29 protein-coding genes are annotated in these 26057 nt (G+C 42.2%); 14 read left to right on the plus strand and 15 right to left on the minus strand.

Annotation, left to right across the window (positions count from 1 at the left end):
- Nucleotides 1-56: 56 nt before the first annotated feature.
- The 4 genes from LJD61_RS14175 to LJD61_RS14190 all read right to left on the minus strand — a co-directional run bounded on the left by LJD61_RS14175 (nt 57) and on the right by LJD61_RS14190 (nt 5294).
- Nucleotides 57-338 (minus strand): CD3324 family protein, encoded by a 282-nt coding sequence (locus tag LJD61_RS14175; RefSeq protein WP_255228206.1) that lies wholly within the window; start codon nt 336-338, stop codon nt 57-59.
- Nucleotides 339-981: 643 nt separating this feature from the next.
- Nucleotides 982-2076 (minus strand): YkvI family membrane protein, encoded by a 1095-nt coding sequence (locus LJD61_RS14180; RefSeq protein WP_255228207.1) that lies wholly within the window; start codon nt 2074-2076, stop codon nt 982-984.
- Between the two features lie 45 nt (nt 2077-2121).
- Complete coding sequence (locus LJD61_RS14185) at nt 2122-3537, minus strand: glutamate mutase L (protein WP_255228208.1); 1416 nt, start codon at nt 3535-3537, stop codon at nt 2122-2124.
- Nucleotides 3534-5294 carry a cobalamin-dependent protein gene (locus LJD61_RS14190; RefSeq protein WP_255228209.1) on the minus strand — a complete coding sequence of 587 codons (1761 nt, stop codon included), beginning with the start codon at nt 5292-5294 and terminating at the stop codon, nt 3534-3536. The genes LJD61_RS14185 and LJD61_RS14190 overlap by 4 nt, the downstream gene beginning before the upstream one ends.
- Before the next feature lie 297 nt (nt 5295-5591).
- On the opposite strand from LJD61_RS14190, the gene LJD61_RS14195 reads away from it, so the two are divergent.
- Complete coding sequence (locus LJD61_RS14195; protein WP_255228210.1) at nt 5592-6239, plus strand: GntR family transcriptional regulator; 648 nt, start codon at nt 5592-5594, stop codon at nt 6237-6239.
- Between the two features lie 72 nt (nt 6240-6311).
- Here LJD61_RS14195 and LJD61_RS14200 read toward each other — a convergent pair whose 3' ends face one another.
- The gene (locus LJD61_RS14200; RefSeq protein ID WP_255228211.1) at nt 6312-7181 is read right to left on the minus strand and encodes a LysR family transcriptional regulator; all 870 of its coding nucleotides are present in this window, start codon (nt 7179-7181) and stop codon (nt 6312-6314) included.
- A gap of 129 nt (nt 7182-7310) precedes the next feature.
- Here LJD61_RS14200 and LJD61_RS14205 point away from each other — a divergent pair, with 129 nt between their 5' ends.
- Complete coding sequence (locus LJD61_RS14205) at nt 7311-7850, plus strand: prolyl-tRNA synthetase associated domain-containing protein (RefSeq protein ID WP_255228212.1); 540 nt, start codon at nt 7311-7313, stop codon at nt 7848-7850.
- A gap of 43 nt (nt 7851-7893) precedes the next feature.
- Here LJD61_RS14205 and LJD61_RS14210 read toward each other — a convergent pair whose 3' ends face one another.
- The 6 genes from LJD61_RS14210 to LJD61_RS14235 all read right to left on the minus strand — a co-directional run bounded on the left by LJD61_RS14210 (nt 7894) and on the right by LJD61_RS14235 (nt 12453).
- On the minus strand, nt 7894-8466 hold the full coding sequence (locus tag LJD61_RS14210; RefSeq protein WP_255228213.1) for a TIGR03943 family putative permease subunit: 573 nt from the start codon (nt 8464-8466) through the stop codon (nt 7894-7896).
- A 3-nt stretch (nt 8467-8469) separates the two neighbouring features.
- A complete protein-coding gene (locus LJD61_RS14215; protein WP_255228214.1) occupies nt 8470-9342 on the minus strand; it encodes a metal ABC transporter permease in 873 nt (290 codons plus the stop codon).
- Entirely contained in the window at nt 9335-10045 is a 711-nt protein-coding gene (locus tag LJD61_RS14220; protein WP_255228215.1) for a metal ABC transporter ATP-binding protein, read from the minus strand. The genes LJD61_RS14215 and LJD61_RS14220 overlap by 8 nt, the downstream gene beginning before the upstream one ends.
- Before the next feature lies 1 nt (nt 10046).
- Entirely contained in the window at nt 10047-11006 is a 960-nt protein-coding gene (locus LJD61_RS14225) for a metal ABC transporter substrate-binding protein (RefSeq protein WP_255228216.1), read from the minus strand.
- 100 nt (nt 11007-11106) lie between these two features.
- The gene (locus LJD61_RS14230; protein ID WP_255228217.1) at nt 11107-11415 is read right to left on the minus strand and encodes a hypothetical protein; all 309 of its coding nucleotides are present in this window, start codon (nt 11413-11415) and stop codon (nt 11107-11109) included.
- Nucleotides 11416-11550: 135 nt separating this feature from the next.
- Nucleotides 11551-12453, minus strand: coding sequence for a selenium metabolism-associated LysR family transcriptional regulator (locus LJD61_RS14235; protein ID WP_255228218.1), 903 nt, complete (start codon nt 12451-12453; stop codon nt 11551-11553).
- 261 nt (nt 12454-12714) lie between these two features.
- Here LJD61_RS14235 and LJD61_RS14240 point away from each other — a divergent pair, with 261 nt between their 5' ends.
- The 7 genes from LJD61_RS14240 (at nt 12715) to LJD61_RS14270 (ending at nt 19544) form a co-directional block, all read left to right on the plus strand.
- Entirely contained in the window at nt 12715-13470 is a 756-nt protein-coding gene (locus tag LJD61_RS14240; RefSeq protein WP_255228219.1) for an ATP-binding cassette domain-containing protein, read from the plus strand.
- The gene (locus LJD61_RS14245; protein ID WP_255228220.1) at nt 13463-14422 is read left to right on the plus strand and encodes an ABC transporter permease; all 960 of its coding nucleotides are present in this window, start codon (nt 13463-13465) and stop codon (nt 14420-14422) included. The genes LJD61_RS14240 and LJD61_RS14245 overlap by 8 nt, the downstream gene beginning before the upstream one ends.
- Before the next feature lie 69 nt (nt 14423-14491).
- Nucleotides 14492-15583 carry a sugar ABC transporter substrate-binding protein gene (locus tag LJD61_RS14250; RefSeq protein WP_255228221.1) on the plus strand — a complete coding sequence of 364 codons (1092 nt, stop codon included), beginning with the start codon at nt 14492-14494 and terminating at the stop codon, nt 15581-15583.
- Complete coding sequence (locus LJD61_RS14255; RefSeq protein WP_255228222.1) at nt 15570-16349, plus strand: pseudouridine-5'-phosphate glycosidase; 780 nt, start codon at nt 15570-15572, stop codon at nt 16347-16349. Before LJD61_RS14250 ends, LJD61_RS14255 begins: the two co-directional genes overlap by 14 nt.
- A gap of 224 nt (nt 16350-16573) precedes the next feature.
- Complete coding sequence (locus tag LJD61_RS14260; RefSeq protein WP_255228223.1) at nt 16574-16939, plus strand: BlaI/MecI/CopY family transcriptional regulator; 366 nt, start codon at nt 16574-16576, stop codon at nt 16937-16939.
- The gene (locus LJD61_RS14265; RefSeq protein WP_255228224.1) at nt 16939-18750 is read left to right on the plus strand and encodes a M56 family metallopeptidase; all 1812 of its coding nucleotides are present in this window, start codon (nt 16939-16941) and stop codon (nt 18748-18750) included. Before LJD61_RS14260 ends, LJD61_RS14265 begins: the two co-directional genes overlap by 1 nt.
- Before the next feature lie 86 nt (nt 18751-18836).
- Nucleotides 18837-19544 carry a B3/B4 domain-containing protein gene (locus LJD61_RS14270; protein WP_255228225.1) on the plus strand — a complete coding sequence of 236 codons (708 nt, stop codon included), beginning with the start codon at nt 18837-18839 and terminating at the stop codon, nt 19542-19544.
- 32 nt (nt 19545-19576) lie between these two features.
- On the opposite strand, the gene LJD61_RS14275 is transcribed toward LJD61_RS14270, so the two are convergent.
- Entirely contained in the window at nt 19577-20062 is a 486-nt protein-coding gene (locus tag LJD61_RS14275) for a DUF3888 domain-containing protein (RefSeq protein WP_255228226.1), read from the minus strand.
- A gap of 285 nt (nt 20063-20347) precedes the next feature.
- Here LJD61_RS14275 and LJD61_RS14280 point away from each other — a divergent pair, with 285 nt between their 5' ends.
- From LJD61_RS14280 to LJD61_RS14290, 3 genes are all read left to right on the plus strand, one after another.
- Nucleotides 20348-20968: an HAD hydrolase-like protein gene (locus LJD61_RS14280; protein ID WP_255228227.1), complete on the plus strand. Its 621-nt coding sequence runs from the start codon at nt 20348-20350 to the stop codon at nt 20966-20968.
- A gap of 82 nt (nt 20969-21050) precedes the next feature.
- Nucleotides 21051-21383 carry a hypothetical protein gene (locus LJD61_RS14285; RefSeq protein ID WP_255228228.1) on the plus strand — a complete coding sequence of 111 codons (333 nt, stop codon included), beginning with the start codon at nt 21051-21053 and terminating at the stop codon, nt 21381-21383.
- Nucleotides 21384-21426: 43 nt separating this feature from the next.
- Nucleotides 21427-21738: a DUF3784 domain-containing protein gene (locus tag LJD61_RS14290; protein ID WP_255228229.1), complete on the plus strand. Its 312-nt coding sequence runs from the start codon at nt 21427-21429 to the stop codon at nt 21736-21738.
- A 191-nt stretch (nt 21739-21929) separates the two neighbouring features.
- Here the strand turns inward: LJD61_RS14290 and LJD61_RS14295 are convergent, their stop codons facing one another.
- The 3 genes from LJD61_RS14295 to LJD61_RS14305 form a co-directional block, all read right to left on the minus strand.
- Nucleotides 21930-22406, minus strand: coding sequence for an SAM-dependent methyltransferase (locus LJD61_RS14295; RefSeq protein WP_255228230.1), 477 nt, complete (start codon nt 22404-22406; stop codon nt 21930-21932).
- Nucleotides 22407-22509: 103 nt separating this feature from the next.
- Nucleotides 22510-23325 (minus strand): MerR family transcriptional regulator, encoded by an 816-nt coding sequence (locus LJD61_RS14300; RefSeq protein WP_255228231.1) that lies wholly within the window; start codon nt 23323-23325, stop codon nt 22510-22512.
- A 105-nt stretch (nt 23326-23430) separates the two neighbouring features.
- A complete protein-coding gene (locus LJD61_RS14305; RefSeq protein WP_255228232.1) occupies nt 23431-24258 on the minus strand; it encodes a MerR family transcriptional regulator in 828 nt (275 codons plus the stop codon).
- Nucleotides 24259-24445: 187 nt separating this feature from the next.
- Here LJD61_RS14305 and LJD61_RS14310 point away from each other — a divergent pair, with 187 nt between their 5' ends.
- On the plus strand, nt 24446-24904 hold the full coding sequence (locus LJD61_RS14310; RefSeq protein ID WP_255228300.1) for a hypothetical protein: 459 nt from the start codon (nt 24446-24448) through the stop codon (nt 24902-24904).
- Between the two features lies 1 nt (nt 24905).
- The gene (locus tag LJD61_RS14315; protein ID WP_255228233.1) at nt 24906-26024 is read left to right on the plus strand and encodes a C45 family autoproteolytic acyltransferase/hydolase; all 1119 of its coding nucleotides are present in this window, start codon (nt 24906-24908) and stop codon (nt 26022-26024) included.
- Nucleotides 26025-26057 lie beyond the last annotated feature (33 nt).

A 26057-nucleotide genomic window follows, 5' to 3' on the forward strand; every position in this document is an offset into this window, starting at 1 on the left:
AAATCTGTAAAAAGGAGCGTATAAAATTTACAGACTCTCAAAATAAGAATCCCAGCTCATTTCCCCGCTTTTGCATTGTCACTATATACAATCCTTCTTATGCTGTCCTCAGAAAGATTATAAAGCTTTACCAAATCTTTTATCTTGAATCCCTTTTTATATAAGTTATAAATCTCTGAATTTCTATCCTTAATAATTTTCCTTGTTCCGTTGACTTCTCCCCATCGGGCTCTCTCGTTTTTCTTCTTGGGGATATATATTGTTTCTCCTTGTATATATTTTTGCACCTCTTCTAATAATTCAATGGGAAGAATATCCTTTCCATTTTTGTAGATCAATGATGAAAACCTCCTCTTTTAATGACAAATCACTTCCATTTATTAATAATGTTTTCATCCTTACACCTCCTCAAATTTAAGATATAAAAATCCCGTGGAAGAATAACCATACCACGGGATCATGAGCAATAAAAAACACGATAACCTATCGTGCGTGCCTGTTAAAGTCAGCTAAGACTTTTATATTTGATATTTCAGGTGACGGTTATTTTTTTATGATTAGAAAAATGCAATGCAAAAAATCCGAATGCTCGGATGAACATATCAAAGAATTTTTCTAATCCCTATTCAGTTATAGATACAATACCTCACTTAGAGTTATATCAATTTTCATATGAAAAACACTCCTTTCACCTGGAATTAACATAAATGTTAATAATATTATATGCTCCGTTGAATTGGATGTCAATGCATGACATCCGGTCCATCGAAGCATAGAATAAAGGGAGGCAGTAACGCCTCCCCAAGCTAAGTCTTTCGACTGATAGTTCCTCGCGCTAAGCGAGGCACCACCTATACTTTCCAATCACATTGACCATCTCCTTTCATCGGAATTGCCGGCTGATTATATTATGGCTTATGCTATGCTCATAATCAATATCAAGAATAATTATAATAATTTATTCATACACAAGTTCAAAATTTATCTGGCGATCTGCTTATTCTTCTTATCATTGGATATGATGATGATCATTCTTATGATCATGATAGCCAGAACAATGAAACCAAGGTAACCGTTGATAACATATATATAATTCATAAGGACATTGAAGGGAACATATAGAGCAATGAGCAGGCCAATAACAGCCAGAACCGCTGTCAGGATTCTGAATTTGCTGGTGCCTTCAGTTGCGAAACGTGAGGATGCAGTCCACAGCAGCGGGCAAGCAGTAGTGTAAATAGCTGCAAAGATCAAGATACCAAAGATATATGCCAGGGGAGCCCACAATTCGGAAGCCAGATATAAGTTGGGAATCTGAAGTGAGCCGACAGCATCGATCTTTGCCAGGATAGCGAAACCAATGATGCTATTTACAACAACCAGTACGATAGACGAAAGAATATTTGCCTTCATCAGAGTTTTAAAGTCTTCCTTTATGCCCAGGGCAGTTGTAAAGCCGGCTAACCACAGTATGCAGAAACCGCCGTTAGAGGCGCCGGACAGGAACCAATTTGCACCTGCCTTAGTAACTGCCAGAGAACCGGAATCGATGGCTGCTATATTAGCAGGGATTCTGCCGGCATTCATGATGAGGCTGACAGAGGACATAATAAAAATCATTGTAACCAAGGTGGGACCGATCTTACCGATGATATCAACGATGGAGTTAAGGCCGAATGCTACAGTGGTACCAGCTAAAACAACGATTAGAATAGCACCAACGATCAGCGGGAAACCATACTGCTGCTGCAGAGTGGAAGCTGCTCCTGATACCATTACCACATAGGACATATAGCAAAAGAATACGGTAAACAGGTCAAATGCTCTGCCTGCAATAGGGCCGCAGTAGAAGTTGAACACTTCGCTGCCCTTAGTGATATCACCTTTCTTACCTGCATATGCAAAACCGTAGTTGGCAATGATCAAAATTATTGCAATGGTAATTGCTGTGCCGATTACTTTAAAGCCATAGGGAGAATAATACTGCATGATTTCTTGACCGGTAGCAACGCCAGAGCCGATTAAGAATGCGAGAAATGCGCCTGCTAAAGTTATAATTTTAACAAAGTTTTCCATAATAAACCTCCTATGATATCTTTATTTTTCACGATATTTGAAAAATTACATAGCAGAGTTTCCAAATATCTCTTCCAGACTGTTTTTCATTATTAAGAATGCTGCATCCTCATCCACTTCGCGAAGAAGTCCCCCGGCAAATAACACATAGTCCTTGTCCAGATAAAACTTTGCTTCTTCGGGCAATAAGATATCCGGTTCCTTGCATTTTGTACGAAGCACCTGGGAAAGAATGCGGTGTCTGTCCTTGCCAAAAATTATAGGACCTCCTGTACCGATAACGGCTCTGATATTTGAAAGGTTTTTGCCATGCTGAACAGCCTTTACTCCGGCGGAAGAAATATGTTCGATCCAGCCCGCATGCCTTCTGGCGCTTATACGAACCGCACCGCATGTCAGAGCATGATCAATCTTCACTTCAATATCCTTCTGAGCCAGCTCCCGATTATGTGTGATCCATTTACCGATGACCGCATTGACTTCTTCTTCGGAAGCGCCTGCTTCACGGCACAAGTTTTCCATGCCGATCTCAGCGGAAAGGGAATTTGATGATTCTCTAACGCCCAGGTCTCCCTCTACGGTGCGCTTCATATATGGCTCAACTGCCCCAATGACCTTCGCACCTTCATAGGAAGCTTGCTGTGCATAGGAATGGATGTCTGTGGTTGCACCGCCGACATCAACGATCATCAGATCTCCAAGGCCTTTATAGCTGTCTGTACCCGTTGATAGCAATTCACCTGCATGCAGCACAGCAGCCGGTGTCGGCATGACCATCCTATCAAGCATACTTGAAACCTTATCAAGCCCCTTCATGTTGATAATGCGCTTGAGGAAAACATCTCGAATAATATCTTCAACCTGATTCTTGTCCATCATACCTACATTGGGGATGATGTTGTTAACGACATAAAATTCTTTATGGTTAAAAGTAAACAAACTTCTTACTATCGGAGCTACCTTGGAATTGCCTGCATAGATAATGGGAATATGAATATCGCTCTTCGCCAGCATTTCTGCGTTTTTTACCAGTATAGAAGAGCTTCCGTTTTCATAACCCCCGCAGAACAAGAGAATCTCCAGAGGAAGCCTATGGAGCTCCTGAAGATCTTCTTCTGTCAGCAATCCGCAGCATGTCTTCAATACTTTGGCACCTGAACCGAATGCTGCGTTTCGCCCTGCCTCCGAACTCAAAGTCCTGGAGAGGCCGACAACACCCATGCGCAATCCGCCGGCTGCACTTGAAGAAGATAATTTCAGGGACTCTTCGAATTCTTCTTGACCAATCGCCTGACGTGCAGAGTCAAAACACTGCTGCAAGCCGATCCGTGCATCATATGCGACTGTAGAAGAAAATTGATCTGTCTTAACCAGCTTCTTTTCCTGCATATCCACTATTGCCACCTTGGTATAAGTGCTGCCAAAGTCGATCAGGATAGTATATCTGGATTGACAACTCATCTCACGTACTCTCCCTTATAAATCTTTTTAACCGTGGGAACAATGGTTTCCATAAGGTTGTCACAATTTATGCCCAGAGCCTTGACCTCCTCGGTAACATCAGCCGCCAGCATGCTGCCGTCCATATTTTCATTGAGCAGGCCGCCCATCATAATGACAACATCATCCATGCCGTTTTTATTCAATAGCTTGACAAGCTCCTTGGCAAAACTTAAAGCGATACCGTTATAGGTACTGATGACAACAACTTTACTCTCGGTTTCCATAAGATTTTCGATTATTTCCTGTGCAGTAACATAAGTGCCCAGATCAAACACATCTGCACCCGCCACATTAAGCATAGACTTGATCATTTCCTTGCCGTAGTCATGGATATCGGTAGTACCTACCAATACCTTCATGCTTTCAAGTTCACGGTCAATATGACCAATGCTGGCAAATACCTTTCTTTGTTTATCCTGCAAAGTCTTGACGATATCAGTAGGCTTAACAGGCTCACGGCCGCGCATAGCTGCTTTTTCCTTCTTGCCTACACCAAAATTAACTTCAAGCTGCTCGGCACCGATAGCCTTCAAAGCTGCAAAAACTTCACCGGGATGCTTAATATCAACACCAAGATCCTCCAGGCCGTTCATAACACGTTCAAAGAATACACGGCCGCAAGCCAAAAGGATGTCTCGCTCAGCTTCAATCCTGCTCCAATCAATGAAGGGTTCAAAGAACTTTGACTTCTCGATCATCATATCGATGCACAGGTGCCCGTCTATAATTTCGTCAGGAGTAGGAATGCGGCAAGCTTCACTCACAGGTACAGATGCTACTGCATGGCCGGTGGGTTTATGGCGCTGGCAAATCGCATCTGCCAAAGAGAAATTGCACAGTGCACCATAGTTTCTTGAGAAGTCCAAGCCGTAGTCAATTGTATTTCCAAAGGTCATTGTCCCGGGAGTCCCCTTGACATTAGTTGCATCGCAGGCCATATTGAATACGATTCTGGAGATGGGATTGCTGAATAGGTTGCCGTATGCAAATGTCATTGATGCGCCCAGCAGCTCTTCAACCAGATATCTTTCTATCATGGTCCAGCCTGTGAGGTTCGCCAGATCGTGGAACTGATTGCCGTAACCATCATCCAGGTTGGAATGAACTATAGTGCCTTCGAACTTACCCATTAGGCCAAAGCCCAGCAGGGAATTGATAGTCCTTTCACGTTCCAGTTCAAGACCGGGATACTCATAGGTAAAGTAGTGGGATACATTGCCTATGGAGGTAACGCCTGCTTCAAGTGCCAGCTTTGCATTTTCCAAGGCATTAGGGCATCCGATCATATGGTCGCTCATATGAGGCTGAATGGGAGCGATCTGACCTATTGCCTTCCATTCATCAGGATTTTTAAAAATTAGTCCGGTGCCGGGCTGCAGCTTAGAACGATATTCTTCAGGAACACCCATTACCCAGTCGAATATAAAGCCCATGCGGGTTATATAGCTGCCGCGGCGTTCGAGTTCATTGTAGATATACTCTACGTTTTTAGCGGTTTCATCCCAGGAGTTCCAGCCAATGTGGGAATGCTTAGAAATATAGCCTTCTTTCATAGCTTTACGCTTGAATTCGGCTTCAGACTTAACTCCATACTTCTTGAAGAACAGGGTTTCGCCAATGGTTGTATGAGCAGCAACCTTATCGATTTGACTACGAATCTCATTCATATCAGGCAGATCTTTATACTCAAATCGTTTTTTCATGATGATTTTCATTAATGCATTTCTCCTTTCTATCTCTAAATTTGCAGATGGGGATAAATCATTTTATATTTTTGGTATGGTGTATAATGTATACAACATACATTAAATAAACATTACCACATTGATATATGCACGTCAATTAAATTTAAAGAATTATTGTCATAATTTTATCAATTATTTATGCAGGCTTGTTTTATTGTGGTTTTCTAGATGGTTCCTTGCAAAATATTGATAAAAAATATATAATGATTTAATAAGCAGGATTATGATGTCATTTAAATATAGATGTGCCGCTATTGGGGAGGATTTATGGATAAAATTATTACTATGAAACAGCAGGTTTATCATATATTAAAAAGACGTATTGCTGACGGTACATATCGCCATGGACAGCGCCTTCAAGAAAATGATCTGGCAATGGATTTGAAGGTTAGCCGTTCTCCTGTAAGAGAAGCTTTAAAGCAGCTTGTTTTAGAAGGTATTCTTGAAGAAACTCCTAACAAGGGCGTTTCGTTGCGCATATTTTCCGAAAAAGAAATTCAGGAAGTTTATGATTTAAGAATTCTTTTGGAATGCTATGCCGTTGATTTTTTAGCTGATCATCCCGAATGTTTTCCCTTGGAGAGGTTGAATAGTGTTCGCAAGTATATTTTAGCTATGGACGGCGAACCGATTGATTATGTAGTAGAGCCAAATATCAACCCTCATGATGCTTTTGTTGAGGCTACCGGTAACGGCTATCTAATCGAGGTTCACCGCCGTGCATCTTTTTGTACTATGTCTTACCACAGGGCACTTTTTGCCGGTGAAAATTATGGAATCAATCTTCAGCAACACTTGGATATTGTTGATTCTCTGCTTTCACATGATTATAAAAATACAAAAAAGATTTTGGTAGATCATTTATTGAATTCTAAAGACATTATCTGCAAAGCTATTAGAGAGAATACCATTTAAGCTTTAAATTTTATGTGAATTCTTCAAGGAGCTTAAGACAATTATAAGTCAAGAGCACTATTGCCATTTAATTTATTTCCTTTTTCTATACTGCAGGTATTCTAAAAATCGCTTGGCCGCAAGGGAAAGCAATTTTTGCTTTCTCATAGCCACTCCAATATTTCTAAAAGAAGGAACTTCAAGCTCTTTAGCTATAATTTGATAAGGAATGCGCTGTAGAATCAATTCTGGTAATATGCTGATTCCAAGCCCGTTTTCTACCATGGACATAATGGCATAGTCATCCCATGTTGTAAAATGGACTTGCGGTGAAATATGATGTTTCTCAAAAATTTCAGAGATTTCAGCTTTTGCGCCCTTTTCCAGTAGCATAAACGGACTGTTCAATAATCCGTCGATTGGGAACTTATCACAATCAGCAAGCGGATGATCTTTTGGAAGCACTACCAGCAAGCGGTCTTGCTCCAAAAAGATAGTTTCAAGCTCTGCTTTTGTCGGAAGCCGCAAGAATCCGAAGTCAACGCGCCCTTCTAAAATCCAGCTTTCAATTTCCGTATAATCACCAAGCAGCAACTCAAAATCAATCTTTGGGTAGTCCTTCTGAAAAATCTTAATCATGTTAGGAAGCCAATGGGTTGCCACGCTGGAAAATGTTCCTATACGAATCATCCCGGACTGCATATCGTACAGCTCTTCGATCTTCGACATCAAGATTTCATGTTCATTGCAGATCCGCTTTAACTGGGGCAGCAACTTTAAGCCGTCCGAGGTCAAACTGACACCGGCACGCCCTCTTTCAAGAAGGAAAACACCCCATTCCGTTTCTAAATCGCTGATCATACGGCTGATACCAGACTGTGTATAGTTCAATGCTTCTGCAGCTTTTGTAAAGCTCCCGTATTCTACTGTTTTGACAAATGCCATATATTTTTGGATATTCATATTTCTTTTCCTTTCGCATCTGATTTTATCATATATATCATGATGAAAATTCGTTTTTGTAATATATAGTCATATGATATACTAATACTATTGAAAATTCAAATTTGGAAAGGTGAAAGGTATATAAGGATGTTTTTTGTGAGTGATATTATGGTAATGGCACCGGATAGTTATAAGTCTTCACTGCAAGAACTGGTGTATGAATCATTGGCAAAGCTGCAGATTTCATTTGAGCGCGTGGATACGGATGAAGCAATCTCAATGGAGGACTGTATAGCGATCAATAAAAAATTGGATATGAAAATGGTAAAAACGCTGTTCCTCTGCAATAGTAAAAAGACAGAGTTTCATTTATTTGTAACTACAGCGGATAAGCCATTCAAATCCAAAGAATTCAGCAATGCACTGGGTATTTCTCGCGTATCCTTTGCTCCTGCGGAGCTGATGGAAAGCATTCTGGGCGTAAAAATCGGCGCTGCCACTGTATTTGGCGTTTTAATGGACAAGGACGATCTTGTGCGAGTAGTTTTTGATAAAGATGTGCTCTCAGAAGAATGGTATGGATGCGGCGATGGGACTACAACAGGGTATATGAAGGTCAGAACAAAGCAGATCGTCAATGACTTCCTAAACTATGCAAAGCACATTCCGACTGTGATTCAAATGTAAAATTCATATCTCAAGCATATAGCCGCATCGCCGCACCAGCTGTTTATTGGTACACATATTCTTCGCCGCGCGTATCCAAAACCGTCAGGGAGGATAGATCAAGGCGAAGATACTTATTCCCGTCTTCCTCAAATTCCTCTAATACGCCTACGACTTCCACCCAATCATTGTTATTCGGATAATCGCTGGACCAAACCACCTCGAAGCCTGCGTTGGCGTCGAATCCGCAGCAGCCGGGACCGTAACGGATGACGTAATAATAAGTCGTATCGTTTGCATCATTATAAAATGAATTGAAAATGCCCTCGTACTTGATGGTTTTTCCCAGGTAGTCCTCGGCGTTTATATAAATGTCATTGGTCTGAGCGATAAACATTTTTTCCTTTATCTTGATCACATCCGAGTCCGCGGGGGCAGGCGGCGCATTATGCACAGCCGGACTTTCATCCGAGCCGGCACCTTTTGCAGACGAAGGCTCATCCGGCTCATCCGAAGGCTCCGGAGTGCCGATTGACTGAGCTTCTTTGTCATTTGTTTCGGGAATGGCAGGACTTTGCCTGCTGCAGCCGGCAAGCAGTACAAGACAGACAAGCATCATGATAAAAGCCTTTTTCATGGTTTAATCCCTCCTTGAATTATCCGGCTTAGAGGCTCCGGCGCCGGAGATCATATTAGTCTTGGCATTAATAAAACTCAACACCCAGAACAGCAGAAATGCTGCGATATTGACCATAACCACACTGGCACCCGTAGGTGTTGCGTAAATATATGAACCGACAATCCCTATGAAAAAGCAGGTCACCGAAATAACGGCCGAACATATTGTCACGGTCTTGAAGCTTTTGCAAAGCCTCATGGATGTGAGCGGGGGAAATATGATCAGGCTGGAAATGAGCAGCGCGCCCATCATCCGCATGCCGAGCACAATGGTAATTGCAGTCAAAAAGGCAATCAGCATATTGTAGATATCGGTTTTTATGCCGGTGGCTTTAGCAAAATTCTCATCGAAGGTCACGGCGAAAATCTTGTTATAAAGCAGTGCAAACATTGCTAGCACCACGGCAGAAAGTGCTATGCTCAGCTTGACATCGGCATGCTTCATGCTTAAAATGCTGCCGAACAAATAGTTGCATACATCCGTATTCATGCCTGTGGTCACAGATATAAACACAACACCAATGGCGAGCGAGCTTGTAGAAATCAGTGCTATGGCTGCGTCACCTTTGATCTTGCTGTTTTCGCTGATGCGGAGCAGCAGGAAAGCGGCAGCAACGCACACAGGTATGGAAAGGGTCAAGGGCGATACATTCATTGCTGTGGCAATGGCCAGCGTTCCAAATCCTACATGGGACAAGCCGTCACCGATCATCGAATAGCGTTTCAATACCAAGCTCACGCCGAGCAGCGCCGCACAGAGAGAAACCAGCAGACCTACAATGACTGCCCGAACGAGGAATGGATATGAAAACATTTCCGTCAATATGCTAATCATGCTGATCGCCTCCTAAAAATTCGGCCCCAATTTTGGATTTGATGTAATCAGCGGTTGCTCCAAAAAATACTTGCTCATTTTTCAAATGAAGAATAAGGCCGGCGTATTTTACAGCGCTGTGTATGTCGTGAGAAACCATAATGATGGTGATGCCCATTTCCCGGTTTATTTCAGAAATCTGCCGGTATAAATCCTGGGTCACTACGGGGTCAAGCCCGGCTGCCGGCTCATCCATGAGCAGCATCCTATGCGTGGCACAAAGCGCCCGGGCCAGCAGCACACGCTGCTGCTGGCCTCCGGACAGCTCTCTGTAACATTTATTGCGGAGCTCTTCTATGCCAAGGCGGGCAAGGTTTTCTTCAACCGCCGCTTTATCTGCCCTTGAGTAGAAAGGCTTGATTCCGCGATTGCTCAGTCGCCCCGACAGGACGACCTCGTATGTGCTCGCGGGGAAATCCTTTTGCACCGCTGTCTGCTGGGGCAGATAACCTATTTCATTCGCCTTAAGCCCGTCGCCCATCAGAATGCTTCCGCTTTGCGGCATTTTAAGGCGCAGTAGGCCCTTGATGAGAGTGCTTTTACCGGAGCCGTTTTCTCCGACAATGCATAAATAATCTCCGCTGTTGATCGAAAAGTTTAGGCCGCTGACCACAGTATGGCCATCGTAAGCAAAGGAAGCATCCCTGCAAGTGAGAAGTGCCATATTACTTAAGCGCCTCCTTTATCGCTTCGACATTTGCCGTCATCAAATCAAAATAGCTCACGCCCTTTTCAAAATCGCTCTTTGAAATGTTGTGGCAGGCATGAAGCAGAAGCTTTTTTGCATTTGTAGCTTCACAGATCGTATCCGCCATTTTTTCATTGGAGAGCTCGATATGGAATACCACCGGTATATTCTCGGCCTTCACCTTGTCGATGAGGAAGGCTACGGTTGCGGCGCTGGGCTCAGTTTCTGTGGAGCAGCCGGGGAAAGCTGCGAAATAGTCAAGGCCGTAGGCATCCGCAAAATAGCGGAAGGGGAAACGGTCGCCGAAGACCAGTGTCTTCCTGGCTCCTGCATCTACCGCCGCTTTAAAAGCCGCATCCAGTTCATCCAGCTTTGCAAGATAGGAAGCCGTATTCTGCTTGTATGCAGAAGAGTTTGAGGCATCCGCTTCGCACAGCACATCCGATATGGCTTGAACTATGAGCTTTGCATTCTTAGGAGAAGTCCAGACGTGTTCGTCATATTCAGCTTCCTCATCATGCTCATGGTCCTCATCATGCTCATGTTCTTCTTCCATGCCTTCCACGATTTCTTCCTCAACCACATCCACCGTATCCATAAGGGATATGATCTTCATTTTGCTTGTATCCATGGATTCTAAAATTCCTTTGATCCACTCGTCGGAATCCCCTCCTACATAGATGAACACATCGCAATTTTGGATTTTAGCAATATCCTGCGGCGTAGGTTCAAAGGAATGGCTTTCCGAGCCGGGAGGAAGGAGCATGGTCAGCTCAACATGATCTCCTGCGATTTCTCTAACAAAGTCATATTGGGGAAAAATGGTGGCAACAACGCTTATCTTGCTGCCGGAAACTGCTTGTTCTTTTTGCCCGCAGCCGGCTAAGACGGATGCGGAAAGCAAGAGCACGAGCAATATGGAAATGAAACGTTTCATAAGATATAACCTCCGTTTATCCTTATTTTGGGTGCGAAAATACAAGGGAACATTAAATTCCTGTTAAAAAGGACATGTTATCCCCTTGCGGAGGTGTACATCAATTATCCATTCTGACTTTTAATGTGACGGGAGTAGTAAAGACTATATGTAGAATGACAGGCGGAAAGATATTTGACGCGGCAAATAAGCCTGCGAATGCGAATGCAAATGCAGAGCAGGCGATGGCCGTACCAAGCTGCTTGAGCAGGTTGGCCGATGTATGAATTTGAGCACAAACGGTGCAGTCGTGGCCGACACAGTCATGGTCGGCATGGGTTATGATAAAAGCAGCCGTCAGGAGGGAAAATATAACAAAACAGATGCAGAACAATGCGGCAAAAAAACGCTTTTTAGATTGTCTGTTCATAATTCCTCCCCTTTCATAAATTATTTATATGCGGCTGTCGCCTTTATTAAGACAATTCGCGCATTTTCCGTAAAAAATCGTCTTTAGTTTATCGCTTTCCTCTCCAAAAGTCAATATAAAGGAGGTGCATTCTAGCTATTCTTCCTGGTTTTTCACATACGTTTTGATAAAATTAATAAAATGCTGGAGCTGCTTTGATTGCAGATAATTCTTCCTGTATATGATATAAAAATTGCGGGTAATCCTTTTTTCATTGATATGGAAATATATCAATTTTCCGGACTCAATCATATCCTTAACGGATTTGTAGGAAAGGATGGAAATGCCCAGTCCGCTTGCGATGGATCTTTTGATGGATTCAAGATCGTTCATATGCGCTATGACATTAAGGGAAACATTGCTCATTCCAAGCGATTCCAGAAGCTTGTCGGCTTCTTTTTTTGTCCCTGAACCGGATTCGCGGAGGATAATCGGCTCATTCAAAAGCTTATTCAGCGAATTATCCTGCTCCTTCAATCGGATATAATGCTCTGTTGCAGGGGCGGCGATTATAAGCTCATCATCACAAAAAGATTCGCAGACACAGCTTTTGTGAGCTGTTTCAACACCGGTGATCCCTAAATCAAGACTGCCGTCTATTACTTTTTCAATGACGCCCAGGCTGTCTGACTGCCATATATCAAAGGAAACCAGAGGGCATTCATCATGATATTTTACAAGTATTTCAGGAAGTATGTACGCGGACGGAATTGTGGAAGCGCCAAGATGAATGAAATTATTCCCCGAGCTGTCATACCTTTGGTAAATCCTCTGACGAATGCGCAGGATGCTGCTCGCGTATTCATAAAAGCTGATACCATCATCGGTGATTGCAATGCTCTTGGTGGTTCGTGATATAAGCTGTGTATTCAGCTCTTTCTCCAAAGAATTTATATGCGTGCTTATTGTAGGCTGTGTTACGCATAATTTCTGAGCCGCCTTTGAAAAGCTGTTCTCTTCCACTACGGCGCAGAATGCCTCTATCTGTCTGAAATCCATAGGGGTCCCTCCTCTTGCATGATATAACGGTATAAGTCATGGAAATACTTATCCAATCACTATTATACCTATAATGTTGGAAAAAGTAATTGATTTATTTATAAAATTTATAAATGATGCAAATATAGTTAATAAATCAATTGGTTATTTAAAGGGCAGCATGCTAAAATGATATTGGTATAGGGTGGTTGCTCTGCTGGCAATAAATGTATTGCATGCAGCTTATAAAAATAAGAGAAGAATGTGCATAGGATAAGTGATATGAATCAAAAACCAATTATTCACATGGAGAATATATGCAAAAAATTTAGCCATGTGCGAGCTTTGCACAAAGCTAATTTTTTTGCGTTTCCCGGAGAAGTCACTGCCATCGTAGGGGATAACGGCTCAGGGAAAAGCACGCTGATAAAACTTTTATGCGGCGCATTAAGGCCCGACAGCGGGCGTATCATAATTGACGGCAGGGAGTATTCCTATCTTTCGCCGCGCCAGGCCATCATGGAAGGAATAACTACAGTATATCAGGATTTGTCACTGGATAACCGGCGTGACTGTACAGGGAATATTTTTCTGGGAAGAGAGCTGACGAAATGTGGTTTTTGGCTGGACAGGCCTTCCATGATAAGGGAAACACAACGTCTATTGAACGAACTTAATATAAAGATTCAAGATGTTACAGTGCCGGTAGGATACCTTTCCGGCGGTCAGAGGCAGGGTATTGCCATAGCGCGTGCTTTATTAAAAAAATCACGCATAATCATCTTTGATGAGCCGACTGCTTCTATGGGCCCCGCAGAGACCGCCCGCATTATGGCTATCATACGTTCCTTGAAGGAGCAGGGTATAACGGTTATTATGATAAGCCACAATTTGTTTCAGATTTTTGATGTGGCTGATCGCATCAGCATCATGAAATCCGGCCGATGCATCGGCTCAGTGCCGGCCAAGGACAGCAGCCCTCAAAAGATCAATGACATGATCCTTGCCAAGGGAGAAACGGGGTGTACAGATGAATAAAACGATCCGTCAATTCTTCGAACGTTATTCTACACAATTGCTTTTGGTTGCAATGTTGGCGGCACTTGCTTCATTTATGACCTGGCATTCGGATTTTTTCATGACGGCAAAGAATATCAAGAATATATTTGAGGCTATTGCTTTCAGGATGATATTGGCCATCGGCATGAATCTGGTCATCGTATCGGGGGCCATAGACCTTTCTGCCGGATCTATGGTGTCCCTTTCCGGCATATTGATAGCGCTAGGCTTAAAATCCGGTTTGCCCGCTGCTGCTGCTATTTTTATCGGGATTTGCTCAGGTGCTTTGCTTGGTGCGGTAAATGGCATGATAATACATTTCAGCAAAATAAATTCGTTTATTATAACCTTAGCTGCATCATCGATTTATAGGGGCCTGGCATTGATTCTGACCAGAGGCAGCACCATCAGCCAGTTTCCCTCAGCCTTCCTGTTTTGGGGGAGGAGTGATGTAGATAAACTGAATCCGCCTCTGGTTATTGCTATGGTTCTTTTCGTCATAGCTTTCCCAATAATGCACAGGACTAAATGGGGACAATACGTTCAAGCCCTGGGAGGCAATGAAGAAGCACTGCGCCGCAGCGGAGTATACTGCGGTATTTACAAGATATCATCTTTTATCGTGCTTGGAATTTGTGCTGCTTTGACCGGGGTGATAACAACTGCGAGGCTCAACAGTGCAGAAGCCAATGCAGGCATAGGCATGGAGCTTGATGCCATCACCGCAGTGGTCATGGGCGGGACATTGATGTCCGGCGGTAAGATGAGCTTATGCGGAACCGGTATTGCGGTTTTGCTTCTGGGGGTCATACGCAACGGCCTGACGATCATGAGCATATCCTCTTTTTACCAGCAATTTGCAATAGGTTTGATTTTGCTTGTTTCGGTATTGTTTTCAGAGATCAAGGAAAAGCATAAGCTGCTGTCTTAGTCCGATCATACAAACATAGATCATCGCTAATATATAAAATACATAAAATCAATAAAGGAGAGAACAAAAATGAAAAGAATTCTAGTACTATTGCTTACACTGATCATGTGTTTTTCAATGCTTGCGGGCTGTTCAGCTCCGGCACAGGATGCAGGAGCAGTCGCTCCGGAACAGGATTCTCAAGCCAAAGCTCCTGAAATACAGCAGGCAGCCCCTGCCGAGGAAATGCTGAAGGAAATAGAAAAGTCCTTAATGACTCAACTGCAGCCCTTGCCTGAAGCAGGGAAGAATGAGAAGATCGGAGTGCTGATCATATCTTTGACGAACTCCTTCTGGGCTAATATGAAAACATGCTATGAGCAGGCTGGAAAAGACCTGGGCATTACTGTGGAAGTGCTGACGGGAACCACCGAAGGCGATACCACTTCTCAGCTGGAGACGCTGATGACCATGGCCTCAAAAGATTACGATGCCATTATAGTTTCTCCCATAGACGGCACCAACTTGATCCCGGGTATAATCCAATGCAATCAGAATAATGTAAAAGTCATCAATCTTGGCCCCGGCGTTGATACAAAAGCTTTGGAAGCCGCAGGCGGACATCTTGACGGCAAGATCACCGTTATGTTCCAGGATCAGGGCCGCCTTTGCGCAGAAGATATGGTAAGCCGTCTCAGCGGCGGCGGAAAGGTTGCGATCCTGCAGGGACTAGCAGGCGCTGCACAAAGCGAAGGCAGGACCACAGGAGCCAAAGCTGTATTTGACGCTTCCAAAGGGATAGATTTAGTTGCCGTACAGCCCTGTGACTGGGATGCCACGATTGCATATGATGCGACTAAAGCCCTTATCCAGGCTAACCCTGATCTTAAAGGCATCTTTGCCTGCAATGATGTCATGGCATTGGCCGCTGTGGAGGCGTTAAAATCAGAAGGCAAAACGGATGTTCTTGTTTATGGAGTAGACTTTACTGCTGATGCCAAAGCCTCTATAGAATCCGGAGGAATGATGGGCAGCATGACATATTCCAGCGCTATCTATACTAAGGCTGCAATGCTGTATGCCTTGAAGCTCGTTCAGGGACAGACGGTGGAAGGCCCTGTATATTCCCCGATCACTTTGGTTACTCAGGATAACGTAAAGGATTTCGATGGCTGGAAATAAGCCCGGTTTCCTGATTGAAACCGCTCTTCTCACTCATGGGCTGTATTCGGTTGACGATCAGCTTCTTGTGGATATATGGCCAAAGGATATTGGTTTGCTCGCCTGGGTGGAGAAGGGTGAGATCAAGACAGGAAACATAAAAGATTATATACCTTTTCGAAAGCAAAGTTCCAGATTGATGCGCATTGATTGCTTCAATCTGGATAAAGCGCTTTCGGAAGGCCTTTCGGGTGCATTGACCGCATCAGGGACTATGGCTGTTTGTGCCAAAATGGGGATACCCCTGGCGGTTACAGGAGGAATGGGCGGAATAGGAGACATCAAAGGTGAGCAGCTTTGTCCGGATCTGCCGGCTCTGAGAGATTTGCCTGTGGCTCTTATTTCCACCTCTCCAAAGGATATGCTGGATATTCCTGCAACCATCGGCTGGCTTATGGATAGCGGTGTGAGTGTTTACGGACGTTATAGCCCTTCTTGTACCGGCTTCATGTTCAAACATGATCTTGTCAAGATCACCGGAGTTTATAACGGGGAGCTTCCACTGAAAAAAATGCTTCTGCTTTATGAGATCCCTGCCGAAAAACGCCTGACGGATATGAGCATTTTACGCCGGGCAATAGCCGCAGGAAAGGAAGCGGAAGCAAAAGGGCAGTACTATCATCCGGCAGCGAATCGTATGATAGATGTACTTACTGAGGGAAAATCATCTTTGCTCCAATTGGATTCGATTATCTTGAATGCCAAATGGGCTAAAATGCTTGTCTAGGCTTCGTACAAACAGATTGAACGAGACTTCATTCAGAGGGGGATTCAACCCCCACTGAATGTTAGTTCAGTGATAAATATAAACAGGGCAATATCATCCTTTAAGATAATTATTGAAAGGTGGTATTGCCCTATTGAATCCTCGCAGATTGGCTATTGACATTTTGGTCTAATGGTATTAAACTATTGATATGGTTTAACGATATTAGACTTGGGGGCAATAACATGGAAGACTATAAGTTAGGCGTCATGGAGACAAAGTTCGCCGAGCTGATATGGGATAATGAGCCCATATCCTCAGGCGACTTAGTAAAGCTCTGCGAAAAGGAGCTGACCTGGAAAAAATCAACGACATACACAATGCTGCGCCGGCTGTGCCAGCGCGGTATATTTCAAAATAAGGACGGTATTGTTTCTTCTTTGATGAGCAAGCAGGAGTTTGCCGCCCTGCAGAGCGAAAAGTTCGTTGAGGAGACCTTCGACGGATCGCTCCCGCAGTTTCTAGCGGCGTTTACGCTGCGAAAGAAGCTGTCCGAAAACGAGATCAGTGAGCTGCAGCGGCTTATTGATGGAAAGAGGGGTGAATCCTGATGTGGACATATACGCTTTTGCCTCAAATCCTTAATATGAGCCTGACGGCGGGAATCGTTATCGTTCTCGTGCTGCTTGCCCGTTTGATGCTGAGACGAGTGCCGAAGATATTTTCGTACGCTCTCTGGGCCGTCGTATTATTCCGTCTTGTATGTCCTGTGTCGTTTTCATCGGAGTTCTCGCTGATTGGCCTGTTCAATACACCTGCGCCGGCGGCAGGCAACGGCGCGTACAGCAGCATTAGCTACATACCCACAGATATTGTTCACACAGAGTCCCCGCAGGTTGATTTGCCGCTTCCGGGAGTGAGCAAAGTCATCAACGACAGCTTACCGCAGGGGCGGGAGCAAACTGTTGCAGACCCCCTTGAATTTCTGATGTCAGCAGCTACTATGCTCTGGCTGCTCGGTATAGCGGCGATGCTGATATACAGCGTGGTATCCTTGATACGGCTACGCCGGAAGCTTGTCGGCGCAGTCTGCATGAGGGACAATATCTGCCTTGCCGACCATATCTCCACGCCCTTTGTCATAGGCGTGTTACGTCCGAAAATATACCTGCCGTCAACGCTGTCGGAGCAGGAACAGAGCTATATCATCCTGCACGAGCAGACGCATATCCGGCGGCTCGACCATATCGTGAAAATGATTGCCTTCCTTGCGCTGGCGGTGCATTGGTTCAATCCGCTTGTGTGGGTGGCGTTTGTGTGCTGCGTAAAAGACATGGAGATGTCCTGTGACGAGCGCGTCTTGAAGCAGATGGGCGGCGAGATTAAGGGAGCGTATTCAACATCCCTGCTCTCCCTCGCAACGGGACGGCGGCTTATCAACGGCAGCCCGCTGGCATTCGGCGAAGGAAATATCAAGGGACGGATAAAGAACGTTATGAACTTCAAAAAGCCTGACGCTTGGGTCACCGCCGTTTCCATTGTACTTGTCGCGGCCTTGAGTGTTGGATTTGCGGCTAATAAAACAAATGGAAAAGTGCTTACTGCCCAGGCCGCACTCGATGCTTTTTCAGCGGAATATAAGGGAAGCAAGGTTTCTTTTGTAATACCTGAAAACTATGACAAGCCCGAAAACTGGAACATTCTAATCGCAAGCCGCCATATTCATGAGGACGGATTTTCTCAGAGCGCACATCACCTTGAAGAGATTAATGACGCGAAGAATTGGGAGCCCGGCAAAAGGTATACGTTAGATATAACAGAAGATTTTACAGAACTCAATATCACCGTGAGCCTGCCTGACGAAAACGGGAAAACGCTCATACGGGACTTCCATTTTGACTTTTCGCAGGACTCTTCGGCAGACGAGTATTTTAAGGCTCTTGAAGCTGCGCAGCAATCTGTTAAAACAGAGAATATTATAGCTGATAATTTGGGTGACAACGAAAAGACAGCACAGGCTTGGATGGACGCATGGTTTGCCATGTTCAAGGTACTACCGGAGAATAATATGGCTCGTATCACAGACGGAGTCATTGATAGTCTGGAAATCAAAAAGGTATCAAAAGAAGGATTGCCTAAAGCATTCGTTTTTTCTGTGGAATTTTCAGTAAGGCCAACCTATCCAATCGCACGCAACGCATTCTGGATGGCCGGAAACACGGGTAATAGTCCCGGCAGGGACGAAACATGGGGTCAAATGTACCGCGAGGTGGAACTTCGCCTTGAGGACGACGGCCGGTATCATTTCGTTGAAATGGGCACTGGCGGTGTCGGCAGCAGCGGCGAATATAATTCTATTGCATACCTTACGACGGAGGATGACGGGATGACATGGCAATGGAAAGAGAATACTTTAAATTAAAGCAAAAACTGCCTTCATAATCTGGGAGATATTTAACAATATTTCTATGGCTTTTTTATTATCCATTATTGAGGAGGTATATTCTAATGAAAAAATTTGTTATTGAAAATGACTTTTGGAGCCTGTTTCCCAATGCAAGGATTGGTGTGGTTGTCTGCCACGGCATAGATAACTCTGTAAAAGCTGAAGACAAATATAAAGACATGATTTATAACTCAGAAAAGGAAGCCTTAAAATATTTAAATAATGCAGAATTCAGCAGCAACGAAGTTATAAAAGTATGGAGAGAGGCATTTCAAAAATTTAAAACAAAGAAAGGTGCAAGGTCATCTATTGAAGCGTTGCTGAAGCGAGTGCATAACGGAAACCATTTGGGAACTATTAATCCTCTGGTTGACATTTACAACTCTATTTCATTAAGATACGGATTGCCCTGCGGCGGCGAGGATATCGATACATTTGCCGGGGACATAAGACTGACTAGGGCAGCTGGAAATGAAAATTTTGTTACATTGGGAACGGATGAAAATGCACCCCCATATGAAGGTGAAATAGTATATAAAGATAATGAAGGAGCAATATGCAGGTGCTGGAACTGGCGGGAATCGGTAAGAACAATGCTCACTGAAAATACAAAGAATGCTTTTTTGTGCGTTGAGTTAATTGATGAAAGCAGAATAAACGAATTTGAGAATGCTCTAAAAGATTTAGCAGAAACAGTACAGGAGGATTTAGGCGGAACATGTACTATTTCAATTCTTGATATTAGCAATAAAGAAGTATCGATAAAGTGATTTGAGGAAACTTCAAATTCATTGCTAAATATTCAGTAATGCCAATGAAGGTATGGAAACTCATAGCTTTTAATATGTTCAAATTTTTCAACTATGCATTTGTCTGACAAACTGATGGTAATACGGTCAACTCCGACAGAGATATGAGGGCCGTAATACGGTGAAACTTTTATGGTCAGCCTGAATAGAAAAGTGCGATAACCGCTAGGTCTTTCAACGCTTAAGATTTTCACATCATATGGAGCAACTTGAAATGGCTGACCATAGTAATTTTCTACTGCATCTTCAATGCAAGGAAGAATAAGTGTAACAAAGATATCCTGATATATCTCTTCTATAGAGCCTTCTGGCGGGATACCCGGCTCAAAATATATTTTGGTGTCAAGCAACTTTTTTGAATTGGTGGGAATAGAATACTTAAGGAATAAATCAAAATTGATTGCAATTATAGAAATAAACAGCAATAAAAAACAAATTAACAACACCATTTTTCTGTTGACAACCAATACTTTCTTCAATGATTATACCTCCTGATACCATAAATGCAAATATTTGATATAATAATCATTATGAGATGACTGGGAGATTAATGAAAATCATTTATATTTTCCTATGAACTTAGCTTGCAGGTTTGACGAAGGATGAATTCAATTTGTGATATACTATGGTTATAAAGATGGGGCAGACTATTTAAATATACTGCTTCAGGGAGTATAAATATTGTTGTGTTCTCTCTTTTATTAATGCTTATATTAATCACAAGAAAATTATCAAGGGTAACAAAGATTAGGATGTGAGTTAGTTTGATTAGAGACATTATATGGGATTTTGATGGAACCTTGTTCGATACCTATCCTGGAACAGTTAATTCATTTAGGAAAGCACTTGGTGATAATGGCATAGATGAAACAAACGAAAATATATTAGACTATATGAAGGTTTCTGAAAGTTATGCCATAACACACTTCAAAGAATTATATGGATTAGATAATGATTTCATCGATAAATATACTGCTTATAAAAAAAGCATAAAACCAGAAACGGTTATACCATTTCCATTTGCAGAGGAAGTTTGCAGGCAATTTGTTGCTTTAGGCGGCAGAAACTATATTATTACCCATAGAGGAGATTCAACATTAAGATTTCTTCAGCATTACGGAATGATGTGTTATTTTACGGAAGTAATCACAAAAAATTATGGATTTAAGCGCAAACCGGATCCAGAAGCATTTATATACCTAATTGAAAAGTACCAGATAAGTAAAGGAACAGCATTAGTAATTGGAGATAGAGAATGTGAGATTTTAGGAGGAAAAGCAGTAGGAATTAGGACATGCTTATATAATACAAACAATGTATCGGTTAATGTAACTCCTGATTTTTATATAGACTCTTTAAAAAAGCTGGTTGATATAATCAATTAATCTGATATGTATTCTTCTTATATTCTGCCGCAGAATTAGAAAATTGTGAACTACTGATTATTTATATTTTTAGGGTGATATTTTGAAAGAACGTAAAACATCAATAATTATATTGTTTATTCTTTTTGCACTGCCTGCTCCATTTTCTTTAATATCTTGGATTGGAACTTTAATATCTGTTGCGAATATAGGTATGACTAATTGGTCGGAGTTTAGTCAGTGTATACAAGGATTAGCAGCCTTAATTACTATGTTGCTTGCAGGTACATATTTGGTTACATATATTATTTCGTTAGGTGCAACATTGAAGAATAATAAAATTTCGTTAATCAGTTTTCTACCCATGTTACATATTATTTTGTTTAGTATATTCTTTGTTGTTTGGATGTGGCTTAATGCAATTTATAAAGCTTAGAGTGGGCAGGAAGAAAAAAGATTAAGTAATGGAGGAAGGCTCTATGTGGGTGGTTCATATCGTCGTTGCGTCAATGTTTTTATTACTTGGCACAGTATTCATGAGAGGAAAAGGTGCTTTTTTGATTGCAGGCTATAATACATCGAGCAAAGAGGAAAAGGCAAAATATGATGAAAAAGCCCTTTGCAGGTTCATGGGCAAAATAATGTTTTCATTTGTTGCCTGTTTTTTAATTATGGCAACCAGTGACCTATTTAACAGTATGGCTCCTCTGTGGACAGGATTAGTACTGTTTTTTTGTGTTGCTGTTTTTGCGGTTATATATGCAAACACAGGTAACAGATTCAGAAAATGAGCATAATCTTCATATGCTTATAGAGATGTAATTGACGCCAAGGAGATTACGGTCGGCTCCTTTATGCGAACAAAAAGCGGCTTCGGATATATAGAAAACCTCCTATTCCAAAGCCGCAATAACGGTTTTTTTATTTTCCGTAGGACGGTTGTTGCTTATCCATCATGCCAATATAGTCTTGTAAGTCCATATTAAAAATTAAACTCTTTTTCCCATGAAAAGTAGGCGGATTCTTCTGTGCTTTTCGGCCAATGACTACACCATGCAGGAACGCCGGGTGTCTCCACTCTGTCGAAACTCGGAGTATAGGGCTTCATATCCAGCACAGGGGTGTTATCGTTAGCGTCAATAAACGCAATATGAATAATGCCTTTTTCATAATCTATGTGAATAATATCTACTGTGGTCAAAGCAATCGGATTAGGACGCACCGGCGACCTTGTAGCGAAAACTCCCATTACTTCGGGAGCACCTTTATATGGCTGCTTTGTTTGCAATGTGGAACGGGATTGTTCATCATCAAAATCGCTAAACCACCAAAGAACATTGATATGGCTAAATCCATCTAACGCTTGCAGCGCTGGAATATAGCTTTTTTCTACCTCAATAAATGTCCCATTCTCGTTATTATAAACCTTTCCAATGGGATGTACTATAAATTTACTCATGTTTTTCCCTCCTTTTTTGATTTCGAGTACAATATAAGCCCTCACATCATGTGAGAGTCAAGGAGAAATAAAAAAATGATCTGCAAAATTGCAAGACATTGAACTATATGATTCCTAACGGTATTTGAAGTTCTATTAGATATTTTTCGGGGCTGTTTTCGTTCCACGGTCCGCGGTGTACGATTTGTCGATTTTGCCCGGACATTTTATATTGACTGTTCTTCTGTAGCCATTCCGCAAAAGCTATATATGCTCCCGCTATATTTGAAAAAGCTCCGTATACCATTGTGCAAGCCATCATTGGTATTGGCTCAGTATTGCGGAATATAAAATCGCCTATACTCTTTCCGCGTTTTTTTACAGGAGCACATAACTCAACATCAACATCAGCTTCCTTATATCCGGTGTCGTGGTATATGGAAAATGTGCTGCTTGATATTTGTATTTGATGTTCCGCTGCAAAATTGGATAGCTCTTGCCATAATTCGCCCTCTGCGTAGTAGTCGGGTATTGTTCTACGCAAGGAAAGAACTTGACAGCTCGGAATAGATTTGATTGAAATATTGTAGTGCATCTCACTTTTTTTGTTTAAGATTTCATTTTTGGCAAGCTCTATTTTCTTCAATTTTTTCTGTTCAGCTTGAATTGCTTTCTCTACTTCTAAATATTTCAAGTCAAGCTGTTCCACAAGAGAGTTATCATCCTTTATATTAAGGGCTGCCGCAATTTCTGAAACATTAAATCCACTATCACGAAGATAAATTATTTTGTTTAGGATAGGGATTTGCTCGACGGAATACATACGATACCCTGTCCACGGGTCAATCTCTGCTGGCTTCAAAAGTCCTACCTCATCATAGTATCGGAGCATTCGGATTGTTATCTGTGTCAGTTTTGAAAATTCTCCTATCCGAAACATTAGCTTACCCCCTTTTGAATTTTCACTTCCATTATAATCAAGCCTGCTAAATAGTGCAGGTTTACCAAGGATACGCGGCCTGGATTGCACACATGCAAAATTATTTTAGCCGTTCTCTTTTGTTCTAATGGGAAAACACACCTCTGTAATCGGGGACTGATTGTCAGCATTTGCGTCAGGTGCTATATGGTAAATGTTAAACATGGGACCATCAAGTTCGTATCCATTATGGGAAACCCAATGGGCAATAACACTATTTAACTCACTATAAAATGATAGCTCTCCTTGAAGCGTTACCGTTGCAGCCAACACAGCAGGACGCATAAAACAGCGGACTGCTTCGCTTCCTTTGACTACTGTACTGATTTCTTTTTGCACCTCAACGTCAATTTCCTTGTCACGATACTCTTTGTCGTGATAAATCGCAATATTCAAAGATGTGCTGGGGAAAGAAAGCTTGTTTGTTGCCACAAAATCAAACAGGTTTTTCCATAATAAGGATTCCTGAGAATATGCGTCTATTTTAGATCGCAAGCTTATTACTGGCTGAGCCTTAAACTTTTTGACCGTTATGTTACAGTGATAATGGTAGCTTTCCTTTTCAAAATATTCTAAGGCAGATTGCAACAAACCTGTTTGTGATTTTATCTTAAGCATTTCATTCTCTTTTTTGTGAATCTCGTCCACTAAAAAAGCTTTTATTTTATCAGCATTATCATATTCACAAAGTAGTTGTTTAATTTGGCTTAGACTCATTCCCATTGCGCGAAGGGATTCGATTCTGTTGGCTTGAACCAACTGAGCTTCCGTGTAATAACGGTAATTTGTGGCGCTGTCCACAAATGCAGGAACTAACAAACCAAAGTTGGCATAATATCGCAGTGTCCTTATCCCTATTTTGGACAAAACAGAAAAAGCCCCAATTTGTAACATTTCTATCGTCTCCGTTGCTTCAAAGGTTTTTATATAATTTTAGCATAGTATATCCCCTTATGGTAGAGTCAAGAGGAAATAGCTCTTGACTCTACAACAGTTGTATACATTAGCATATGGGTAAGGGAGAGATCGTTTGGAAGAAGCTGTTTTGATTCATATTTTGGAGGGAAACACAATGAAAACAATTTGTCCGGAGTGTTATAGCGATAATAGTAGAGTAACGCCGCTGTTAGAGCCGCGCCATTGCCTGGAAAACCATCTGCAATATATTTGTGGAACGTGTGGTAGATGTATTTGCATTGATAAAGATGAAAAACGGGGATTGCAGCGCTGGAACTTCCCGTTTAAGTCCTTAGAAGTTGCTAAACTATACCTTCGCACGGCAGATGCCACGGCAAAAACTTCCTGCGGAATATATGAAATCCTAAGTGCTAATGGGCGTAGGTCCTATAAGATTTTTAAGTGTATGGATGAACTCAAAGATTATTTGAAAAAGAACTCGGACAAAAGCTGTGTGCAGATGGAACCACTATTCACTCAAGATTCTTACAAGGAATTTTCAAGCGCTCAGATCCGAAAGCTTTCCGCCAACGAAGTTGAGCAGTATCTAAAAGAACAAAAAAATTGCAAAAGGAGGAAGTGAAGTGGATGAACATCGCGTTGCAAATTACATCGAACTCTGCGGCAGTAATTATGAGATAGGCTTTCAAATGGGCATGACTGTAAGAAATATTGATATGCTAAAATCAAGGCTTTTGTCTGTAAATCGCTGTCTTAGCGAAAGCGACATTCATAAAGCAACAAGCACTTTTGATTGCTTTTGCCCTGGCTTGAATGAAGAACTACAAGGCTTTGCTGACGCAAATGAGATAGACATATCACAAGTGATTTATTATGCAGTGACTTATCTTGTCGCAGGGTGTAGCCAAATTGTATTTATACCTCGTATAACCGATGGGCACTGTACTCTATTGGCCCGAAACTATGACTATTTCCCCGATATGGACGATTGGGTACTAAGCAAGACACGGGTATCTGGGAAATACGCACACTTAGGAACAAATATTATGCAGTTTGGGCGTGGCGAAGGAGTAAATGAGTACGGGTTTGCAGTATCACAGAGCGCGTGTGGGCGTCCTGTAAATAATTTTGCAAATTGTAAGCGTCCAGTCGTTGACGGATTGCAGTTCTGGGCCATTGTCCGCACCCTTTTAGAAAATACGAAAAGTGTTGACGATGCACTTCATTGGATAAAAAATATGCCTATTACCTGCAATATAAATCTCATGCTGGCCGACAAAGAAGGCCATGTTGCTTTGGTTGAAATATTTGATAATCACCGTGCCATTTGCCAAATTGATAATAATAGTCGGCAAGGCTATATTGCAGCTACCAACCACATACATTTGCCCGAATTGCGCCAGCTGGAACCGTGGGCCATGCAAAATTCGGTATGCAGATTAGAAACGATTAAAAAATCACTTCAACACAAAACAGAAGTCTCTGCTGATTTCATAAAAGCCCTTTTATTGCGCGAATATCCAAATGGTCTAAAGGTTAGCCATTATCAATGCTCATTTGGCACGATAAAAAGCATGATATTTAATTTGGAGGAATGTTCGGTTGAAATTTGTTGGGGTGGTGTATCGGATAACCATTGGAAACGATATTCCTTAAACACATCCACACCCAACGAGCAGTTTAAGCAGGTGATTATAGACAAGCCACCCTCTGATGCTTTTTTTGAACTGATCGCACTATAATATGGTATAATTTAGTGAAGTGCCCCAGGACTG

The organism is Lutispora saccharofermentans (assembly GCF_024363565.1).
Classification (GTDB): domain Bacteria; phylum Bacillota; class Clostridia; order Lutisporales; family Lutisporaceae; genus Lutispora; species Lutispora saccharofermentans.

What these genes read in the sequence shown, in the direction of transcription:
- LJD61_RS14180 (WP_255228207.1), bottom strand. Translation starts at nt 2,076, where the DNA reads ATGGAAAACTTTGTTAAAATTATAACTTTAGCAGGCGCATTTCTCGCA.
- LJD61_RS14185 (WP_255228208.1), bottom strand. Translation starts at nt 3,537, where the DNA reads ATGAGTTGTCAATCCAGATATACTATCCTGATCGACTTTGGCAGCACT.
- LJD61_RS14190 (WP_255228209.1), bottom strand. Translation starts at nt 5,294, where the DNA reads ATGAAAATCATCATGAAAAAACGATTTGAGTATAAAGATCTGCCTGAT.
- LJD61_RS14195 (WP_255228210.1), top strand. Translation starts at nt 5,592, where the DNA reads ATGGATAAAATTATTACTATGAAACAGCAGGTTTATCATATATTAAAA.
- LJD61_RS14200 (WP_255228211.1), bottom strand. Translation starts at nt 7,181, where the DNA reads ATGAATATCCAAAAATATATGGCATTTGTCAAAACAGTAGAATACGGG.
- LJD61_RS14205 (WP_255228212.1), top strand. Translation starts at nt 7,311, where the DNA reads ATGTTTTTTGTGAGTGATATTATGGTAATGGCACCGGATAGTTATAAG.
- LJD61_RS14210 (WP_255228213.1), bottom strand. Translation starts at nt 8,466, where the DNA reads ATGAAAAAGGCTTTTATCATGATGCTTGTCTGTCTTGTACTGCTTGCC.
- LJD61_RS14215 (WP_255228214.1), bottom strand. Translation starts at nt 9,342, where the DNA reads ATGATTAGCATATTGACGGAAATGTTTTCATATCCATTCCTCGTTCGG.
- LJD61_RS14220 (WP_255228215.1), bottom strand. Translation starts at nt 10,045, where the DNA reads ATGGCACTTCTCACTTGCAGGGATGCTTCCTTTGCTTACGATGGCCAT.
- LJD61_RS14225 (WP_255228216.1), bottom strand. Translation starts at nt 11,006, where the DNA reads ATGAAACGTTTCATTTCCATATTGCTCGTGCTCTTGCTTTCCGCATCC.
- LJD61_RS14230 (WP_255228217.1), bottom strand. Translation starts at nt 11,415, where the DNA reads ATGAACAGACAATCTAAAAAGCGTTTTTTTGCCGCATTGTTCTGCATC.
- LJD61_RS14235 (WP_255228218.1), bottom strand. Translation starts at nt 12,453, where the DNA reads ATGGATTTCAGACAGATAGAGGCATTCTGCGCCGTAGTGGAAGAGAAC.
- LJD61_RS14240 (WP_255228219.1), top strand. Translation starts at nt 12,715, where the DNA reads ATGAATCAAAAACCAATTATTCACATGGAGAATATATGCAAAAAATTT.
- LJD61_RS14245 (WP_255228220.1), top strand. Translation starts at nt 13,463, where the DNA reads ATGAATAAAACGATCCGTCAATTCTTCGAACGTTATTCTACACAATTG.
- LJD61_RS14250 (WP_255228221.1), top strand. Translation starts at nt 14,492, where the DNA reads ATGAAAAGAATTCTAGTACTATTGCTTACACTGATCATGTGTTTTTCA.
- LJD61_RS14255 (WP_255228222.1), top strand. Translation starts at nt 15,570, where the DNA reads ATGGCTGGAAATAAGCCCGGTTTCCTGATTGAAACCGCTCTTCTCACT.
- LJD61_RS14260 (WP_255228223.1), top strand. Translation starts at nt 16,574, where the DNA reads ATGGAAGACTATAAGTTAGGCGTCATGGAGACAAAGTTCGCCGAGCTG.
- LJD61_RS14265 (WP_255228224.1), top strand. Translation starts at nt 16,939, where the DNA reads ATGTGGACATATACGCTTTTGCCTCAAATCCTTAATATGAGCCTGACG.
- LJD61_RS14270 (WP_255228225.1), top strand. Translation starts at nt 18,837, where the DNA reads ATGAAAAAATTTGTTATTGAAAATGACTTTTGGAGCCTGTTTCCCAAT.
- LJD61_RS14290 (WP_255228229.1), top strand. Translation starts at nt 21,427, where the DNA reads ATGTGGGTGGTTCATATCGTCGTTGCGTCAATGTTTTTATTACTTGGC.
- LJD61_RS14295 (WP_255228230.1), bottom strand. Translation starts at nt 22,406, where the DNA reads ATGAGTAAATTTATAGTACATCCCATTGGAAAGGTTTATAATAACGAG.
- LJD61_RS14300 (WP_255228231.1), bottom strand. Translation starts at nt 23,325, where the DNA reads ATGTTTCGGATAGGAGAATTTTCAAAACTGACACAGATAACAATCCGA.
- LJD61_RS14305 (WP_255228232.1), bottom strand. Translation starts at nt 24,258, where the DNA reads ATGTTACAAATTGGGGCTTTTTCTGTTTTGTCCAAAATAGGGATAAGG.